Raw genomic sequence first — 17,591 nt, forward strand, 5'->3', positions numbered from 1 at the left:
TTTTAGTATCATGGATTCCATGCTGCTTTATGTAGTCGACCTGTTCGGCACTGCGGTTTTCGCCATTTCAGGTGTTTTATTAGCGGGTCGATTAAAAATGGACCCATTTGGCGTTACTGTCCTCGGCAGTGTGACTGCGATAGGTGGTGGCACAATACGTGATATGGCATTGGGTGCAACACCTGTATTTTGGATCACCGATACCAACTATCTGTGGACCATCCTTATCACTTGCTTACTGACCATGCTTATCGTCAGAAGACCAAAGCGACTAGCTTGGTGGATTTTACCGGTCTGTGACGCTATTGGACTTGCGGTATTTGTTGGCATTGGTGTTGAGAAGACAATGGCTTACCAAGACTCTGCTCTGGTCGCAATCATTATGGGAGTGATTACCGGATGTGGCGGCGGCATTATCCGTGATGTATTGGCCCGCGAAGTTCCAATGGTTTTAAGAAGCGAAGTGTACGCCACAGCTTGTATTATTGGCGGCGCATTCCACACAACTGCGCTCGCGATGGGTCATAGTAGTGACAGCGCATTTCTCGCAGGTGTGGCCTCGACTCTGCTCATTAGACTCGGCGCCATTCGCTGGCACTTGTCACTGCCGACGTTTGCGCTGAATCGATAGCGAGAAGCGAGAAGCGAGAAGCGAGAAGCGAGAAGCGAGAAAAGATCGAGGATTGGCACTAAGTGTCAATCCTTTTTATTTAGGAACACTTCGCTATGGATTCGGGATATGGGAACGAAAAACTCTCGAAGGACGAAGTCCGTTCCCGATTCTCGCGGGCGTAGCCCGATCTCAAAGCGAAGCGTTCAAAAAGAAAGGTCGCCTAAGCGACCTTTCTAATCTTCCATTCTTTTGAATTACTTCTGCACTCGGCGCAGTACTTCTTTCAGTAAATCAAAGTCGTTAGCTAGATCTTCCGATAGAAGATCCATTGCTGCGTGTTTCGCTAGCGGGCCCGGAAGATCGATGTCAGAACCAAGAATGTCATCCACCACTTCCTTGAACTTAGCTGGGTGAGCGGTACATAGGAATAGACCGGTTTCACCCTCTTGAAGTTGTTCGTTTAACACACGATAAGCGATGGCACCGTGTGGCTCACATAGGTAACCTTGTTCGTGTAGCTCTTTAACTGATGCTGCACTTTCTGCATCCGTAACAGCGCCTTTACCGAGTGTCTCTAGGCCCCACTCTTTTACGCGGCACAGTTCTTCGATACGTGGCCAGTTGTTAGGCTGACTAACATCCATGGCATTCGAAGTTGTCGCCACTGTTGGCTTAGGATCCCACTTACCTGTTTCTAGGTAGCGCGGCACTGTATCGTTAGCGTTCGTTGCCGCGATAAAGCGTTTAATAGGTAGGCCAAGTGCTTTAGCAAGTAGACCCGCCGTTAGGTTGCCGAAGTTGCCACTTGGTACAGAAATCACAAGATTTTCACGCTGCTCTTTGCTTAACTGAGAAGCGGCTTCGAAGTAGTAACAGATCTGCGCCATTAGGCGTGAAATATTGATAGAGTTGGCTGAATTCAAGCCTATTTCTTTGCGCAGCTCAGCGTCATCGAACGCTTGCTTAACCAAAGCCTGACAAGCGTCAAAGTCGCCATCAATAGCCACCGTGTGAATGTTCTTACCTAAAGTACAGAACAGTTTCTCTTGTAGTGGACTGATCTTCCCTTTCGGGTAAAGGATCACGACATTGATGTCTTCCATTCCATAGAAGGCATGAGCAACTGCGGCGCCTGTATCACCTGACGTTGCGGTTAAGATAGTAATTTTACCGCCGTCAGAAACAGCCGCTAAAGACTGAGCCATAAAGCGGCCACCAAAGTCTTTAAACGCAAGCGTTGGGCCGTGGAACAGCTCAAGCGCATATACGCCATCTTTTACTTGCTTGATTGGTGCAGGGAATTGAAACGCTGCATCGACTAGAGAGTTTACTTTCTCTTCCGTCAGTTCATCACCAATTAATGCAGAAAGGATTTTGGTACTACGCGAAACAAAATCTTCAGCTAATAACGCATCAATATCATCGAACTTAGGCAACTCTTGCGGGAAGAAAAGGCCTTGGTTACGACCTAACCCTTGGCGAACGGCTTGGCCAAAGGATACTTGTTCATCATTTTCTTTTATGTTGTACAGCTTCATAGCTCACTTCCTGTTACGTTCGAACCCTGTTTGTTCAAGCGACAAACATGGACGAATCCTTCTTCATTTTGTACGTAGTTTTGTTCAAGCCAGCGAGCAACTCGCTCAGCGACATCTTTATCTTTACAAATACTAAATAGTGTTGGGCCACTACCAGAAATACCAGTAGCTAATGCGCCTGCTGTTGCCGCATATTTACGTGCATCAGCAAAGCCTGGCAGCAGTTTCTCACGATACGGTTCAGCGATCACGTCTTTGATCATCTTCGCTGCCAATTCAGGTTGATTTGAATGACACGCGTGGATAAAACCTGCAAGGTGACGACCATGAGCGATGATGTCTTGACGGCGATATTGAGAAGGTAAGATCTCACGCGCTTCAGCGGTCGAAACTTTGATCCCCGGGTAAGCCATTACCCAGTACCAATCATCAAAGCATGGGACTTCTTGGCTAATAATGCCAAGCTCTTCTAGCATCAACTGAACACCACCTAAATAGCAAGGTGCAACATTGTCATAGTGAATACCACCAGAGATTTGACCTTCCATTTCGCCCATTAGCGCTAACAGTTCAGTCTCATTCAACGGCTCTCCATGAAAACGGTTTAGCGCATCAAGCGCCGCCACAATAGAACAAGCACTAGAACCGAGCCCAGAGCCGATAGGCATATTCTTTTCTAGGGTCATTTCAAGCGGCAAAAGCGATTCACCTTTCTTGTCTAACTCTCGAGCGAATACTCTCCAGCAGTCATAAACAATATTCTCTTTAGGATCGGCAGGTAGCTTAGAGACAAAGTTGCCTGCTGTTTTTAAGCTATATGGTTCACTACCAGACTTCACTAACACTCGATCACCAAGTAGAGTGCCATCAATTGGGGACACCGCTGCCCCCAACACATCAAAACCAACGCTTACGTTACCAATTGATGCTGGAGCATAAACTGCTACATCCATACCACGGCTCATACTCTAAACTCCTAACTTCCAACCTAACGTGCGCATCACGTCTGAGAAAACACCTGCTGCTGTTACTTCAGTACCCGCGCCATAACCACGCAGAACCAGAGGAATCGGTTGGTAGTAACGGCTGTAGAATGCTAGTGCGTTCTCACCATCTTTAATCTTGTACATAGGATCGTTCTCGTCCACGGCCGCAATGCTTACTCGACATTGGCCATCTACGATCTCACCAACATAACGTAGCACTTTCCCTTCTTCTGCCGCTTTTGCAGACTGCTCTTTAAAGTAAGCATCAGCTTCAGGTAGACGAGCCATAAATTCTTCAATGCTGCCTGAATCATCAAAGCCTGGTGGTAGCGCTTGATCAACGATCACATCTTCAAGCTCAAGGTTCATTCCTGCTTCACGAGCAAGGATAAGTAGCTTACGCGCAACGTCCATACCTGACAGATCATCACGAGGATCTGGCTCAGTAAAGCCGTTATCTTTCGCGATATTGGTTGCTTGGCTTAGCGTCATGCCTTCATCAAGCTTTCCGAAAATATAAGATAATGAGCCAGACAAGATACCAGTAAAGCGCTCTAGCTCATCACCAGCAGAGATAAGGTTCTGCAAGTTCTCAATTACTGGCAGACCAGCACCTACAGTTGTTTCGTACATTAACTTGCGACGTGAACTACGCGCTACATCACGCAATTGGTGGTAGTACGCCATGCTAGAAGTATTTGCTTTCTTGTTAGGGGTAACCACGTGGAAACCCGCAGCCAAGAAATCAGCATATTGATTAGCAATCACCTCACTTGAAGTACAATCAACCAGCACAGGGTTAATGATATGGTTACGCTGAACAAGCGAGATTAGACGAGCCAAAGTAAACTCTTCAGAAGCATCTTTCATACGGTCACGCCAATGCTCTAACGGTAGACCTTCGCTATCAAGCAGCAAGCCTTTACTGTTGGCTAATCCACAGACACGTAAAACAATACCTTTTTCGGCCAACTTAGCTTGTTGACGCTGAATCTGATCAACCAGCTCACCACCAACACCACCGACACCAACAACAAACACATCAAGGAAGTGCTTCGAGTTAAATAGATTCTCATGACACGCTTTGATTGCTTCAGAGATCTTGTCCTCCGGGATCACGGCAGAGATCGCACGCTCTGATGAACCTTGTGCGATAGCGACTATGTTGACATTTACTTCAGCCAACGATGAAAAGAACTGCGAGGCTACACCGCGTGATGTGCGCATTCCGTCGCCAACTAACGTCACGATAGCGACATCACTGATAAACTCGACTGGCTCTAGTAATCCATCTTTTAGCTCAAGCTCAAAAGTATCACTCAGTGCCTGTGCAGCAATCTCTTTGTCTTGTGCTTCGATACAGAAACTGATGCTGTACTCCGACGATGATTGAGTAATAAGTACAATCGAAACACCAGCAGAAGACATAGCACCAAATACTCGACTCGCCATGCCGACCATTCCCTTCATACCCGGACCAGAAACGTTGACCATAGTCAGATCGCTAAGCGTCGTAATACCTTTAATTGCTAAGTTATCTTCACCAGTATCTTGACCAATTAAAGTCCCTGCACCCTGCGGATTAAAGCTGTTCTTAATCAAACACGGGATATGGAATTGAGCGATTGGAGCGATTGTTTTAGGGTGAAGAACAGAAGCACCAAAGTAAGATAGCTCCATAGCTTCTTGGTAGCTTAGAGATTTAAGTAGGCGCGCATCGTCAACTAAGCGTGGGTCACAGTTATAAACGCCATCAACATCAGTCCAGATTTCACAGCAATCCGCACGCAGACAAGCAGCAAGTACCGCAGCAGAGTAGTCAGAGCCGTTACGACCTAGTGTCACCAACTCGCCTTCTTCGTTGCCTGCGGTAAAGCCAGGCATTATATTAACGTGTCCTTGAGGAAGAGGATTTTGGCGGAAGTTTTGCGTCGAGACCTCAACATCAACCATAGCTTCTAGGTGATCACCACGAGCAAATAGATACTGAACTGGGTCAATTAAGCTGGCTGCTTGACCTTTCGCTTCGAGTACCGCCTTCATTAGCTGAATAGAAACTCTTTCGCCTTTGCTGATAATACGTGCATTAACATGGTCTGGGCACATACCCAAAAGGTTGATACCGTGAACAAACTGACGCAGTTGAGTCAGTGACGTTTTTACTTGATTGTCATAACCACTACCATCAATGTTTGGTAGCACCTGCTTAATATCTTGGTACAAGTCGCGGAAAGAGTCTTCTAGCTCAGCAATCTGTAGCTCAGCCTCTCCATTTTTCAATGCGCCTTCAACCACAGACACTAATTTATTCGTGGTTTTACCTGGAGCCGAAAGCACCACCGCCACTTCTTCTTGCTGGGCATTATTAGCAATGATATCTGCTGCTCTTAAAAAACGATCAGCATCTGCTAATGATGAACCTCCAAACTTTAAAACTCGCATCCCTTCCTCCAAATAGGTCATAAATTGGCATAAAAAAAGGCCTGTATCTGGTGGGATACAGGCCTTTTTTTTAATTTCTTTCGCTTAGCAGCCTGCCCCAACAATAGCGATGTCGGTAATAATAATGGTTGTGGTCATTACTAGGCTGCGGTTCTGCATATTCTTAATTATCTATACGATGTGTGTTTGCTTACCCATACGTTTACCTTATTTTTCCTGTTCACGTCAACGAAAAGTTACTATTTTTTGTTCGCGCTCCGCATCACTCACATTCACAACATCTCATCATGTTGCCTAACAATTGCCACAACAAATGAAACTATTAGCACATATCATAATAACTAATTGCTATATAAAAGTTGCAACTAGTTCGTTCATTTTATGCTTTAATTAGTCTTGCAGTGGAAAGCAGACAATAGCAAAGGAGTGGCATATGAAAATAACACTAAGCCTATCAGCGCTACTTTGCGCGTGTCCGTTATTTGCAACCGAACTCCCCACGCTGCCTTCACATCAATCTGTCTCACCACACAAGATCTTTTTATCGACTGAAAATGATCAATACGATTTTGATTCTTGGAAGATCGATGGTGGCTACTCATACAACCTATTCGACAAGGTTGATCTTTACGTCGGTGCCCGACTCAACAATAGCGCGAAGATCAATGAAACTGGTTTCTTAAGTGGTGTAAGCTATCAGCTAACGCCTAGAGTTTCGGTGCAGAGTACCGTGCATTCTTACAATGATGAAAGTTTGACAGAAGGGAAGGAGTCAAGCTTAGCAGCAGAAGTATCGAGCCGAATGAAACTCACAGAAAATCTCGATGTGCATGCCACTCTCGACTATCAAGAGTGGCAGAAGGGAGTTGAAATTGGATTAGGCTTTAGATTTTAGCTCCAATCTAGTAACTCGGTAGACATCAAAACCCCGTTCCAATCCGCATAAATATAATCACCCGGTTGAATCATTTGGTTATGAATGGTCAATGTGACATTGACTTCCCCTGCTCCACGTTTTTCGGTCTTAAATGGGCAAGTACCCAAGGCTTTGATCCCTAGCTCCATTTCCGCCATCATTCCCACATCTCGAACCGCACCATTGACAATTACGCCTTCCCAATTGTTATCGATCGCTAAGATCGCCAATTGATCACCCATCAGCGCTTTTTGGCACGAACCATGCCCATCGACCACGAGTACTTTTCCCGTACCATCTTGGCTAAGTATTTCTCTAACTTTAGAATTATCATGGTAACAACGCACGGTAACAATCTCACCATAGAAGGCAAATTTCTGACCAAAGCTATGCAGTGGTAATTCTAGCAACGTGACCTTGTCTTCATGCTTATCACAAATATCTGGGGTTATATCTTTCATTTTTCCTCCATGAACTTCCAAATTTAAAATCGAATCCTATCGACATCGACTGCGCCAGTTGCCCAGCGAAACCTTGCTCTGTTCTTCTAAACAGGAGAGGAGAAATAGCGTCTCTCCTTCGACATAATAAATCGCATTTTGCCCATACTTGCGGCCCAACTCTAGTGCCCTACTCGGGCTAATTTGAACGGCAAAGCTTTGTTCCATCCAAGAAAAATCCACGTTGCCCACCTGGACACCACACCAGCAAGTATGGCTCATTTCTCGAGCTAAGCGCTGGTTATTTATGTCATTATCTATTTTTGACAGCCAAACGCTTCCTGGGTTCCAAGCAGTAATAATAGCAAACTGGCTGCATACTACCTGTTGTTCAAAACGAAAATAGGGATCGCAATAAGCTTGCCAAAGCTGGGCATCAATTGTCATAACATCTGAGTTTATACATTTAATGGATACTATTAATATTTGTTACATTCTAACTCTTGATATAAATCAACAAAGTGATTGGAATTAACATTTCTACGTTGTTAGCATGCTGTTAACATTATAGAATCCGCGTCAAAGACTAATAGAATGCAGAGGATAAAGGACCTCTTAAGCATAGAAAAAGCAACACCAAGGATGGCGGGCAATCAAAGAGAGTGTATTTTTACAGTCTTTGGTTTATTATCAACATCACATTACCTGTATGTTATGTTTTTGCCTAGAATTTATTCTATTAGCACAAATTTTTCACAAGTTTAGGTACCGCCAATGCAAACCCCGCACATTCTTATTGTTGAAGATGAGCAAGTAACTCGTAACACTCTAAAGAGTATTTTTGAAGCAGAGGGATACGCTGTTTTTGAGGCCAGTGACGGTGAAGAGATGCACCAGGTGCTGTCTGATAACCAAGTTAACTTGGTCATTATGGACATCAACCTACCAGGCAAGAATGGTCTACTGCTAGCCCGCGAACTGCGCGAGCAAGCTAACGTTGCGCTGATGTTTTTAACAGGCCGTGACAATGAAGTTGATAAGATTCTTGGTCTAGAAATCGGTGCTGACGATTACATCACTAAACCGTTCAACCCACGCGAGCTAACTATCCGTGCGCGCAACCTACTGAACCGTTCGATGAATTCGAGCGCAGTAAGCGAAGAGAAGCGCAGCGTAGAAAAATACGAGTTCAACGGTTGGGTTCTTGATATCAACAGTCGTTCACTAGTTAGCCCAAGCGGTGATGGCTACAAGCTACCTCGTTCTGAGTTTCGTGCCCTACTTCACTTCTGTGAAAACCCTGGCAAGATCCAGACGCGTGCAGACCTACTGAAGAAAATGACAGGTCGCGAGCTTAAGCCACACGATCGTACTGTTGACGTAACAATTCGCCGTATTCGTAAGCACTTTGAATCAGTTTCTGGCACACCAGAAATCATCGCAACGATTCACGGTGAAGGCTACCGCTTCTGTGGCGATCTAGAAGAATAAGTGACCTAGAAGAGTAAGTACACTTCAATGAAAAATGGAGCCAATTGGCTCCATTTTTGTTTGTGACACTTAAGCTGCTGTAAGCAAATAAACATACTCACCACTTTGGCGAGTATGTTTTACAATCAGTGAGAGCGTTAACCTCGACCACCTTTGATAGCATCGATAATTTCTGTGGTTGAACAACCATCTTCAAAGTTAAGAACTTTAACTTCACCTCCGTTAGCGATCACTTCTTTACCACCAGCAATCTCTTCTGGTTTGTAGTCTCCACCTTTTACTAGTAAATCAGGCAGAACTTCAGAAATTAGCCGTTGTGGCGTGTCTTCAGCGAAAGGAACCACCCAATCAACCGCACCAAGAGCTGCCAATACCGCCATACGTCGATCGGTCGGATTCACCGGACGGCCAGGGCCTTTTAGGCGCTTCACTGATTCGTCTGTATTTACAGCAACAATCAAGCGATCACCAAGCTCGGCTGCATGGTTAAGGTAAGAAACATGACCAGCATGAAGAATATCGAAACAACCATTGGTCATTACGACCTTTTCACCTTTTGATTGAGCTTTCTTAACCGCTTCGATTAGTGCTTGCTCAGCAATCATACCAAAATCGGTATCTTGGCTACCATGCACAGCTTCAGCTAGCTCAATGGTTGAAACGGTCGATGTTCCAAGTTTACCGACAACCACACCTGCCGCTGCGTTTGCTAGTGCACATGCTTCATCTAGTGGTTTACCCGCTGCAACAGAAGCCGCTAATACAGAAATCACCGTATCACCCGCCCCCGTAACGTCGTACACTTCTTTCGCTTGGGTAGGTAAGTGGAAAGGCTCTTGTCCACGGCGTAGTAGCGTCATACCATGCTCGCTACGCGTCACTAACAGTGCTTCAAAGTCATACTTTTCAAGTAGTGCTAGACCTTTCTCAACTAACTCTTGGTCAGTTTTTACTTTGCCGACAACAAGCTCAAATTCTGCCATGTTTGGGGTTAATAGCGTTGCACCACGGTAACGCTCGAAATCAGCACCTTTAGGATCGATAAATACAGGCACTTTGGCTTCACGCGCTTTCTGTATAAACTGCTGTACGTGCTCTAACGCGCCTTTTGCGTAGTCTGACAATACAACGGACTTCACTTTAGGTAGCGCTTGTTCCATGCGATCCAGAATCAGTTCTGCATCGACATTTTCAAATTTGTCTTCAAAGTCTAAACGAATCAGTTGCTGACCACGGCTCAATACTCGTAGCTTAGTAATCGTTGGGTAGTTTGGTAGCCCAACAAAATCACATTTCACTTTCAGCGCCGAAAGTGTCTCGTTGAGGACTTTGGCAGGCTCGTCGATCCCTGTTAAACCCACAATATGAGCGTGACCGCCAAGAGAGGCAATATTCATTGCTACGTTAGCAGCACCGCCAGGACGCTCTTCATTGTTTTCTACTTTTACTACAGGTACTGGCGCTTCTGGTGAAATGCGACCTGTTGGGCCATACCAATAGCGATCTAACATCACGTCGCCGATGATAAGCACTCCAGAATCACTGTAGTTAGGTAGGATTGGCTTCATTGTGGTTCTCCAAATTCTAATTCGGGCAAGAGTTTACCATAAAGGTTCGACGTTATTCTAACCACTCATGCCATAGTTTCGTTACGAGCCCTCGCTCATTGACCAGTTTTGCATCTGCCACATCGGCATCTTGGTTAAGTAGGTTACGGTGGTGGATCTGATCTCGCATTGTCGTGTAAGCATGGGTCAGCGCCAGAGCGGCTCCTTCATCCATAATACCTTGCGCCATCATGCTTTCAAATATACGTACATTGTCACTCCAGCGTGTAAGCTTAGGCTCTTGATGACTGTAGCGTAAGACAAGGTACTGAGCTAAAAATTCCACGTCAGTAATTCCACCAGGGTCTTGTTTGAGCATAAAGCGCCCTGCTTTCTTACCACCCAAGTGGTCACGCATTTTGACTCGCATCTCTGACACCTCTTTTGCTAACTTAGACTCATCTCGTTCTAGGCATAGAATGTCGTGGCGTGTTTGTGAAAATGCCTGTTGCAAAGGAGCATCGCCATAGATCATACGGGCGCGTACTAAAGCCTGATGCTCCCATGTCCACGCTTCTTGGCGCTGATACTCATCAAATGCGTCAGTCGGGCTAACCAACAAACCTGAAGCACCAGACGGGCGTAAGCGAGTATCCACTTCATACAAAATCCCTGAAGCCGTTCGAGTAGAAAAAATATGAATAACTCGCTGCGCCAAGCGCAAATAGAACTGACGACCGTCGATCTCTTTCTTACCATCTGTATACACATGCACTGGGCAATCATGCATAAAGACGATATCTAAATCCGAGTTATAGCCTAATTCCCAACCGCCGACTTTTCCGTAACCAACCACAGCAAAGCCTTTTCCTTCGCGATCTTTCAGATGGGTCGGCTCACCATATTTTTCTGTCATCTGCAGCCAAGCTTGACTCACCACTGACTCTACGATGGCTTCAGCAAGATAGGTTAAGTGGTCACTTACTTTCATCACTGGTAACACACCAGCAATGTCTGCCGCTGCAATTCTCAAAATACAGATCTGCTTGAATTGGCGCAGTGCTTCCATTTGCTGCTCCATATCGTCTTCTGGGATACGAGCAAGAAAGTCGCGTAATTCAGTGCGGTAGCTATCAAGTGGAATCGGATTGTATAGCTGCTGTGGGTCGATCAGTTCATCAAGCAGAATCGGATAGCGACCTAACTGCTCTGAGATCATTGGGCTAGCAGTACATAAACGAACTAACTGCACCAGAGCGGCTTGATGTTCATCTAGCAACTCTAGATAGGTGGTGCGGGTAACTATTTTGTGCAACAAGTGTAAAACACGCGGTAACCCGAACTTGGCATCTTGGTGGCTGTATATGGCAGAGAAGATCTTCGGCATCAACTTGTTAAGCACTTCGCGCCCGCGTGGGCCGAGGGTTTTCTTGGCTAAATCTTGCTTAAACTGAATAATTGTCTGCGCCATTTGGGGCGGGTCATCGGCTTGAATATCGTGCTCTAGGATGTGCTCAATCACATCCTGCTTAGCCGCCATATCCCACAGTTCAGTAAAGTGCTGAGCAATATCCTTCTGCTCTTCTTCTTCAGCACCAATTAATGTCACAAATACCGCATGAACATTGGCCATATACTGCTGAACCTCTGCTTGTAGCTCCTCCCACTGGCTGTATCCCATCGCAACCGCTAGCTGCAACTGTTCCGTATCGGTTTCGGGTAAGGTTTGCGTTTGCTTATCTGCCATCGCCTGAAGTAAGTTTTCCAATCGACGTAAGAACTTATAAGCACTACGTAAGTGCTCAGTTTCTTCAGCGTTAAGCTGCTCTAGCTCTTCGATTGCATCGAGAGTGTGCAACAAACCTCGTTGGCGTAAACTTGGCTCGCGTCCGCCTCGAATAAGCTGAAACACTTGAGCGATAAATTCAATTTCACGTATACCACCAGCGCCAAGCTTAATATTGTTACTCAATCCTCGGCGACGAACTTCACTACTGATCATTGACTTCATTCGGCGTAAAGATTGAATCGCACTAAAGTCAATGTAGCGACGGAACACAAACGGACGCAGCATCTGGCGAAGCTCTTGATATTCTGGGTACATTTCACGTCCCATGACACGCGCTTTAATCATCGCGTAGCGCTCCCAGTCACGCCCCTGCTCTTGGTAGTAATCTTCAAGCGCAGCGTAACTCATAACGAGTGGCCCGCTATCACCAAACGGGCGTAGGCGCATATCAACGCGATAACAAAAACCATCAAAGGTTTGCTGATCGAGCGCTTTGATAATTCGCTGGCCGAGTCGAGTAAAGAACTGAGCATTGGCAATACTACGGCGCGTCCCTTGCGTTTCACCATTCTCAGGATAGGTAAAGATCAAATCGATGTCCGAGGAGAAGTTGAGCTCACCACCACCCAGCTTACCCATACCAATAATCAACATTGGCTGCGCTTCACCTTGAGCATTGGTCGGCGTTCCCCATAGTTCACAACAAGCTTTGTACTGCCATTGGTAAGTTTCAAAAATCATTGCTTCTGCCAGCTGGGACAAGTGTTCTAGACTATGCTCTAATGTCCATGAAGCAGTAAAGTCACGCCAAGCAATGTAGACCATCTCTCGATTGCGAAACTGCCTTAACACTCGGTGCCCTTGCATTTCATCACTGCACTCCGCAAGCAAACCCGACAACCGCTCTCGGTAGTCTTCGTAGCGAGACTCTTTGGCAAGCATACTAGGCAACACTTGTACCAGAGTATCATCACTGCATAGTGCCTCAGTAATAAATTGGCTCAATCCCACGACGTAGCCCAACTGATCTTTCAGCGGTTGCGGCCAATTTGTCAAAGCTTCAGATTGAGAGAATGATTCAAGTGCAGAATGAGAGATTACATTAAGAGTTTCGGGTAGTTGCATGATTCTTCCTTGTAGGCAAATACCAATCGAGAGAAGGGTACCCCCTATTTATACCAATAAAAAACGCCCACTAGTAGCGAGTGAGCGTTTGTAGGGGTTAAGTTGAGAGGCTAAACCTTAAATGAGGTGATCTTCTTATCTAGTTCTTCAGCGTTTTGTTGCATGATTTCCGAAGTTTCAAGCAGCTCTGAAACTACCGTAACCGACGCTTCAACTAACTCTCGAACATTGGTCAGATTTTGGTTCATCTCTTCTGCAACGCTACTTTGTTGACCTGCCGCGGTCGCAATTTGGAAATTCATGTCGTTAATTTGGTTTACCTGACCAACAATACCATTCAATTCGCTTCCCGCATTGGTCACTAACTCGACACCTTCAGCGGCTTCAACCACACTTTTCTCCATTAGCTCAACCGCAGAGCTTGCGCTTGATTGAAGCTGGGTGATCATCTCTTGAATTTCGACTGTCGCTTGCTGTGTACGCTGGGCAAGATTACGTACTTCGTCGGCAACTACCGCAAAGCCACGCCCAGCCTCACCCGCACGCGCCGCTTCAATCGCAGCATTTAGCGCCAGTAGGTTAGTCTGCTCCGATATACCTTGGATTGTTCCAACAACACTTCCAATAGAATCGACGCTCTCTTCTACTTGATTAACGGCTTGAGCTGATGCAGAAATATCTTGTGATAGCTCACTAATCTTAACCACTGTATCTTGAACAAAGCGCTGACCTGTTGCCGCCTGACCAGAAGCGTTTTCAGTTAACGAGGAGGCATTTTGCGCGTGATCGGCAACAGTCTGAACGGTCGAGGTCATTTCGCTCATTGCTGTGGCGAGCTGGTCAATTTCATTGAACTCTTCCTGAGCCGACTCTTTGGTTTCTGACATGCTTAACGTCATCACTTCAGTCAACCCAGAAAGCTCTTGCGAGGCATCAACTTGCAGCTTGATCATTTCTTGCAGTTGTACACGTGTTTTTTCTAGCTCGCGAGCTACATCACCGTACTCATCTTTACATGCCATTTCGATTGGTACAGAAAGATCTTTTTCCGCCATCGTTTTGATTGAATCGTTTAAATATTGGGTTTGACGTAACATCACTCTTGCGGCAAATAGCAAGAGAGTAACAAACACCGCAATCATGATTACGGTTTGCCACACAACTTGAACCAAATAGGCTTCATAGTGCTCTTGTGCGACTTGCGCATTTTGCGTCACCACAAGCAGAGAATCATAAAAGGTACTCGCATCCCATAACTGCTTGCCGATGATCAATACGGTACTGAACACCATCAACATCACCATTTTGGGAACAAGTCGAACATCCGTTATTACTCGTTCCCATGGCTTAAACGCCATTTTGGTCATTGTCCATTCTCCATTTCGTCAATTTTATCTTTGCAGCACTTTGTAATAGAGTGAGCGTATCTGAGACCCAATCCTCTGGTTTCACTGCATTTCATTTATTTCGAGCCTCGTATGAATAGAGATAATATCAAAGACGATACTAAACCGATGAGCTTGCTATCACTAATCCTGTCTTTTATGGCGCTAATTGTGATCTCTGGCTTGTTGTTTTTTCCATTGCACCCTGACACTCGACAAGTACTTATCGGCCTCGACTTCATTATCTGTAGCATATTTCTGCTGCAACTCAGTGTTGATTTGATCCGTGCGACAAATCGTATGCAATTTTTGAAAAATCACTGGATAGACTTTGTTGCCAGTATTCCCATGATTGAACCACTTCGTTATGCACGGCTATTTTCAATTTTGCGCGTAATTTTGGTTATTCGTTCTAGTCGCAGCGTGATCAAACAATTGCTTAAAAACAAACACGAAACCACCTTGGCGTCGATTTTGCTCCTAATGGTGATCCTGTTAACCGCAGGTTCGAGCATAATGTTATTTATTGAAGGCCATGCGCCAAATGCCAATATACGTGATGGCGGCGATGCGATGTGGTGGGCATTAGTGACTATCTCAACGGTTGGCTATGGGGATCATTATCCCGTAACGAATGCAGGACGCATATTAGCCGCAGGTTTAATCATATGTGGTGTCGGTTTATTCGGTATGATTTCTGGATTGGTCACCTCAATGATCACCACCCCCTCCAAAATACAAACCACACGTTCAGAGAATAAAGAGCGGCTACTTCTAGAATTAGTAGATAAGCAAAATGAGATTATTGAACGCTTAGATAGACTCGAACAGCAGCAAGTAAACACAAAACGGGAGCCCTAAGGCTCCCGTTGATATCAATCACTTTTATCTAGTCTTGCCAGTATGGCTCAGCCTCTATACAGATAACGCGAGTTTGCTCCATCGCGTGGAGAATCGAGCTTTCTTGACGCGCCAACCAACGCTCTAGCTGTTCGCGTTCATCGCCTTCTAGCTTTTCAACCAACTGCTCTAAGGTTTTCAATTTGAGTAGGTCATCAGTACCATGCAATAAATCACTCCATGGAAGACGGAAGCTATCACGTTCATCAAAGTCAAACAGGCTGGCAAAACTCACCCCTGTATAAAGGTTACGCATCAAGCGATACTGCTGTTCAATATAATCGGCACTGCTGAGGTTCCTTTCCGGCGGGAAAGCTTCCATCAACTCTGCCCAGGTACGATCCAATTGCTGCACCGAAAAGTGCTCAATATTGAGCGACATTTTCTCGCGAGACTTGTCGTCTAAGAAAGGTTGCCAACCGCGGGTTAGAATCCAGCGACTAAGGTCGAGTAAAAGACCTGTGTAACGCGCGGAGTTGAGCAGCTCTAGAATCTGATCTCGACTTGGTAGCTGCTCTTGTAACAGTTTGAGCTCTCCAATAAGGAATTTACGCGCATCCAATTTACGCAACGCATGGCCTTTGTCATCAAGAAGATCTTCTAAATAGTCATAATCATGTAGCCATTCAAGATCTTGCTCGAGCCATTTCAGCTCTTGGCGTAGGATAGCGCTAGCGCGACGCGGAACGACACCACCATAAACGGTCAGGATCTGACGAATAAAGCTGATCGAGTTTTTGATTTCATGAACCGATTCAATAGAATCACGCTCTGAAAAAATCTGCTCATGATAATGCCAATGAGAAAGCGCATGCTCTAGCGAGTTGATAAAACAAGATTCAACTGTATCGTTCTTGTCAGTTTTGACTAACGGCAACGGCTTAACTTCATCACCTGCGTAATCCATTGCCAAGCGATAGCCTTTTGCAGCTTTGCTCAAGTTGCCTAAGCGCATACCACCATCTTCAGAAAAGCTTCTAGCTAAGGTGAACAGCGCATCAGTCTGGCCTGACTTCAATTCAAGCTCAACTTCACAGATAGGGTCTAGTTTACCATTGGCTTCTACATTGCCTTGATCAAAGGCCACTTCAACTTGGCTACCATCGGCCATGCCAATCAGCCACTGCTCACGGCGAAAGTTAGTAGAAAAAAGTGGCTCTAGTTCAGCTTGTAACGTCGCAACGTCTTTACCAGTTGGCCAAATATCTTGCGGATGGAGAGTAAGCTCAGGATCGTTGCTGTCATGCTCAGCATTAAATTCAGGTCTTTGATGCAGACCTGCGACTACGCGTCCGGCTGTTTTTACAGTTTGGATATAGACGTCATCAAAGCGACGAATACGAAGACCAATATCGTGTTGGCGTAACCACTGGTCAGGCGTATCAAAGTAGGTGTTACCTAACTCTCGACAACTGTGCTGAAGTACTTTGGTTTCAGCGATCTTCTGACGCAAAGTCTCTGAAAATTCAGGAGAAACAAAAAACTTCAGTTCTATCTCGGTTTCCATAGTGTTACCTTTCAAAGCAGATAAAGACAGGATATTGCCTATTTTCTTACTCGGCAAGAAAGAAATATCGCGCTAATGATGATCTAAAACAGTTTTAATGAGTGATTTAATGGGTTAACATGCGCGCCTTTATAGCCATCGTTCAACATTTCGCCATGAAATGGTGTATGTTAGTTTTTAGGTTATATTAATTGGGTTGAATGACCATGCCAGTAAATACAATTATGGGGTTATTTGCAAAGTCCCCTATTAAACCTTTGCAGCGCCACGTTGTGTGTGTAAACGAATGTTGCTCGCATCTAGTTAACTTCTTTGAAGTCAGTTCAAAGGGTGACTGGGAAAAAGCATCTGAAATCCGTGCACAGATTTCTCATCTAGAGAAAGAAGCCGACGTACTCAAGCGCGAAATTCGTCTCAAACTTCCCCGTGGTTTGTTTATGCCCGTTGATCGTAGCGACATGCTAGAGCTACTGACTCAACAAGACAAACTCGCAAACCTTGCAAAAGACATTGCTGGCCGTGTTTATGGCCGTCAATTGACTATTCCTGCACCTCTTCAAGAAAACTTCATTGCGTACGTAAAACGTTGCTTAGACGCAGCAGAGCAAGCGCAAAAAGTTATCAATGAGCTTGATGAGTTATTGGAAACTGGATTTAAAGGCCGTGAAGTAACACTTGTGGCTGAAATGATCCACCAACTGGATGTGATTGAGGACGACACTGATGCAATGCAGATTCAACTTCGCCAAGGCCTAATGGCAATCGAAGCAGATCTGAATCCGATTGATGTGATGTTCCTTTACAAAATTCTAGAGTGGGTAGGTGGTATTGCTGATCAGGCGCAACGTGTTGGTGCGCGTCTGGAAGTAATGTTGTCTCGCTCATAAACATAAGTTAACCAAATAACGAAGA

14 protein-coding genes and 1 other annotated feature are annotated in these 17,591 nt (G+C 45.3%); of the genes, 5 read left to right on the plus strand and 9 right to left on the minus strand.

What is annotated here, in order from left to right:
- Positions 1-10: 10 nt before the first annotated feature.
- Positions 11-631: a TRIC cation channel family protein gene (locus APB76_RS21315; protein ID WP_049845348.1), complete on the plus strand. Its 621-nt coding sequence runs from the start codon at positions 11-13 to the stop codon at positions 629-631.
- 236 nt (positions 632-867) lie between these two features.
- Here APB76_RS21315 and thrC read toward each other — a convergent pair whose 3' ends face one another.
- Genes thrC through thrA form a run of 3 tightly spaced genes read right to left on the minus strand, consistent with a single transcriptional unit; the run spans position 868 to position 5,579 of the window.
- Complete coding sequence (gene thrC / locus APB76_RS21320) at positions 868-2,151, minus strand: threonine synthase (protein ID WP_054962034.1); 1,284 nt, start codon at positions 2,149-2,151, stop codon at positions 868-870.
- On the minus strand, positions 2,148-3,104 hold the full coding sequence (gene thrB, locus APB76_RS21325; RefSeq protein WP_049845402.1) for a homoserine kinase: 957 nt from the start codon (positions 3,102-3,104) through the stop codon (positions 2,148-2,150). Before thrB ends, thrC begins: the two co-directional genes overlap by 4 nt.
- 15 nt (positions 3,105-3,119) lie before the next feature.
- The gene (gene thrA, locus APB76_RS21330) at positions 3,120-5,579 is read right to left on the minus strand and encodes a bifunctional aspartate kinase/homoserine dehydrogenase I (RefSeq protein WP_054962035.1); all 2,460 of its coding nucleotides are present in this window, start codon (positions 5,577-5,579) and stop codon (positions 3,120-3,122) included.
- A gap of 30 nt (positions 5,580-5,609) precedes the next feature.
- Positions 5,610-5,728 (minus strand) — a sequence feature (Thr leader region).
- A gap of 284 nt (positions 5,729-6,012) precedes the next feature.
- Here thrA and APB76_RS21335 point away from each other — a divergent pair.
- Complete coding sequence (locus tag APB76_RS21335) at positions 6,013-6,474, plus strand: porin family protein (RefSeq protein ID WP_049845351.1); 462 nt, start codon at positions 6,013-6,015, stop codon at positions 6,472-6,474.
- On the opposite strand, the gene APB76_RS21340 is transcribed toward APB76_RS21335, so the two are convergent.
- Both APB76_RS21340 and APB76_RS21345 read right to left on the minus strand, forming a co-directional pair.
- The gene (locus APB76_RS21340) at positions 6,471-6,956 is read right to left on the minus strand and encodes a putative 4-hydroxy-4-methyl-2-oxoglutarate aldolase (RefSeq protein ID WP_049845352.1); all 486 of its coding nucleotides are present in this window, start codon (positions 6,954-6,956) and stop codon (positions 6,471-6,473) included. The two genes, APB76_RS21335 and APB76_RS21340, sit on opposite strands and share 4 nt — an antisense overlap.
- 36 nt (positions 6,957-6,992) lie before the next feature.
- On the minus strand, positions 6,993-7,382 hold the full coding sequence (locus tag APB76_RS21345) for a DUF3293 domain-containing protein (protein WP_049845353.1): 390 nt from the start codon (positions 7,380-7,382) through the stop codon (positions 6,993-6,995).
- Between the two features lie 327 nt (positions 7,383-7,709).
- Here APB76_RS21345 and arcA point away from each other — a divergent pair, with 327 nt between their 5' ends.
- Positions 7,710-8,426: a two-component system response regulator ArcA gene (gene arcA / locus APB76_RS21350; RefSeq protein ID WP_038202903.1), complete on the plus strand. Its 717-nt coding sequence runs from the start codon at positions 7,710-7,712 to the stop codon at positions 8,424-8,426.
- Between the two features lie 137 nt (positions 8,427-8,563).
- Here the strand turns inward: arcA and hldE are convergent, their stop codons facing one another.
- From hldE to APB76_RS21365, 3 genes are all read right to left on the minus strand, one after another.
- On the minus strand, positions 8,564-9,994 hold the full coding sequence (hldE, locus tag APB76_RS21355; RefSeq protein ID WP_049845354.1) for a bifunctional D-glycero-beta-D-manno-heptose-7-phosphate kinase/D-glycero-beta-D-manno-heptose 1-phosphate adenylyltransferase HldE: 1,431 nt from the start codon (positions 9,992-9,994) through the stop codon (positions 8,564-8,566).
- Between the two features lie 52 nt (positions 9,995-10,046).
- Positions 10,047-12,887 (minus strand): bifunctional [glutamate--ammonia ligase]-adenylyl-L-tyrosine phosphorylase/[glutamate--ammonia-ligase] adenylyltransferase, encoded by a 2,841-nt coding sequence (gene glnE, locus APB76_RS21360; RefSeq protein ID WP_054962036.1) that lies wholly within the window; start codon positions 12,885-12,887, stop codon positions 10,047-10,049.
- A gap of 110 nt (positions 12,888-12,997) precedes the next feature.
- Positions 12,998-14,254: a methyl-accepting chemotaxis protein gene (locus tag APB76_RS21365; protein ID WP_054962037.1), complete on the minus strand. Its 1,257-nt coding sequence runs from the start codon at positions 14,252-14,254 to the stop codon at positions 12,998-13,000.
- 111 nt (positions 14,255-14,365) lie between these two features.
- Here APB76_RS21365 and APB76_RS21370 point away from each other — a divergent pair, with 111 nt between their 5' ends.
- Positions 14,366-15,133: a potassium channel family protein gene (locus APB76_RS21370; RefSeq protein WP_054962038.1), complete on the plus strand. Its 768-nt coding sequence runs from the start codon at positions 14,366-14,368 to the stop codon at positions 15,131-15,133.
- A gap of 28 nt (positions 15,134-15,161) precedes the next feature.
- On the opposite strand, the gene APB76_RS21375 is transcribed toward APB76_RS21370, so the two are convergent.
- The gene (locus APB76_RS21375) at positions 15,162-16,679 is read right to left on the minus strand and encodes a CYTH and CHAD domain-containing protein (RefSeq protein WP_054962039.1); all 1,518 of its coding nucleotides are present in this window, start codon (positions 16,677-16,679) and stop codon (positions 15,162-15,164) included.
- A gap of 206 nt (positions 16,680-16,885) precedes the next feature.
- On the opposite strand from APB76_RS21375, the gene APB76_RS21380 reads away from it, so the two are divergent.
- On the plus strand, positions 16,886-17,566 hold the full coding sequence (locus tag APB76_RS21380) for a TIGR00153 family protein (protein WP_049845403.1): 681 nt from the start codon (positions 16,886-16,888) through the stop codon (positions 17,564-17,566).
- Positions 17,567-17,591: the final 25 nt, after the last annotated feature.

It is taken from the genome of Vibrio bivalvicida (genome assembly GCF_001399455.2).
Taxonomy (GTDB): domain Bacteria; phylum Pseudomonadota; class Gammaproteobacteria; order Enterobacterales; family Vibrionaceae; genus Vibrio; species Vibrio bivalvicida.

Excerpts from the sequence above, each read along its gene's own strand:
- APB76_RS21375 (WP_054962039.1), bottom strand. The coding sequence starts at position 16,679 with ATGGAAACCGAGATAGAACTGAAGTTTTTTGTTTCTCCTGAATTTTCA.
- APB76_RS21370 (WP_054962038.1), top strand. The coding sequence starts at position 14,366 with ATGAATAGAGATAATATCAAAGACGATACTAAACCGATGAGCTTGCTA.
- glnE (WP_054962036.1), bottom strand. The coding sequence starts at position 12,887 with ATGCAACTACCCGAAACTCTTAATGTAATCTCTCATTCTGCACTTGAA.
- APB76_RS21365 (WP_054962037.1), bottom strand. The coding sequence starts at position 14,254 with ATGACCAAAATGGCGTTTAAGCCATGGGAACGAGTAATAACGGATGTT.
- thrB (WP_049845402.1), bottom strand. The coding sequence starts at position 3,104 with ATGGATGTAGCAGTTTATGCTCCAGCATCAATTGGTAACGTAAGCGTT.
- hldE (WP_049845354.1), bottom strand. The coding sequence starts at position 9,994 with ATGAAGCCAATCCTACCTAACTACAGTGATTCTGGAGTGCTTATCATC.
- thrA (WP_054962035.1), bottom strand. The coding sequence starts at position 5,579 with ATGCGAGTTTTAAAGTTTGGAGGTTCATCATTAGCAGATGCTGATCGT.
- arcA (WP_038202903.1), top strand. The coding sequence starts at position 7,710 with ATGCAAACCCCGCACATTCTTATTGTTGAAGATGAGCAAGTAACTCGT.
- APB76_RS21315 (WP_049845348.1), top strand. The coding sequence starts at position 11 with ATGGATTCCATGCTGCTTTATGTAGTCGACCTGTTCGGCACTGCGGTT.
- APB76_RS21335 (WP_049845351.1), top strand. The coding sequence starts at position 6,013 with ATGAAAATAACACTAAGCCTATCAGCGCTACTTTGCGCGTGTCCGTTA.
- APB76_RS21345 (WP_049845353.1), bottom strand. The coding sequence starts at position 7,382 with ATGACAATTGATGCCCAGCTTTGGCAAGCTTATTGCGATCCCTATTTT.
- thrC (WP_054962034.1), bottom strand. The coding sequence starts at position 2,151 with ATGAAGCTGTACAACATAAAAGAAAATGATGAACAAGTATCCTTTGGC.
- APB76_RS21380 (WP_049845403.1), top strand. The coding sequence starts at position 16,886 with ATGCCAGTAAATACAATTATGGGGTTATTTGCAAAGTCCCCTATTAAA.
- APB76_RS21340 (WP_049845352.1), bottom strand. The coding sequence starts at position 6,956 with ATGAAAGATATAACCCCAGATATTTGTGATAAGCATGAAGACAAGGTC.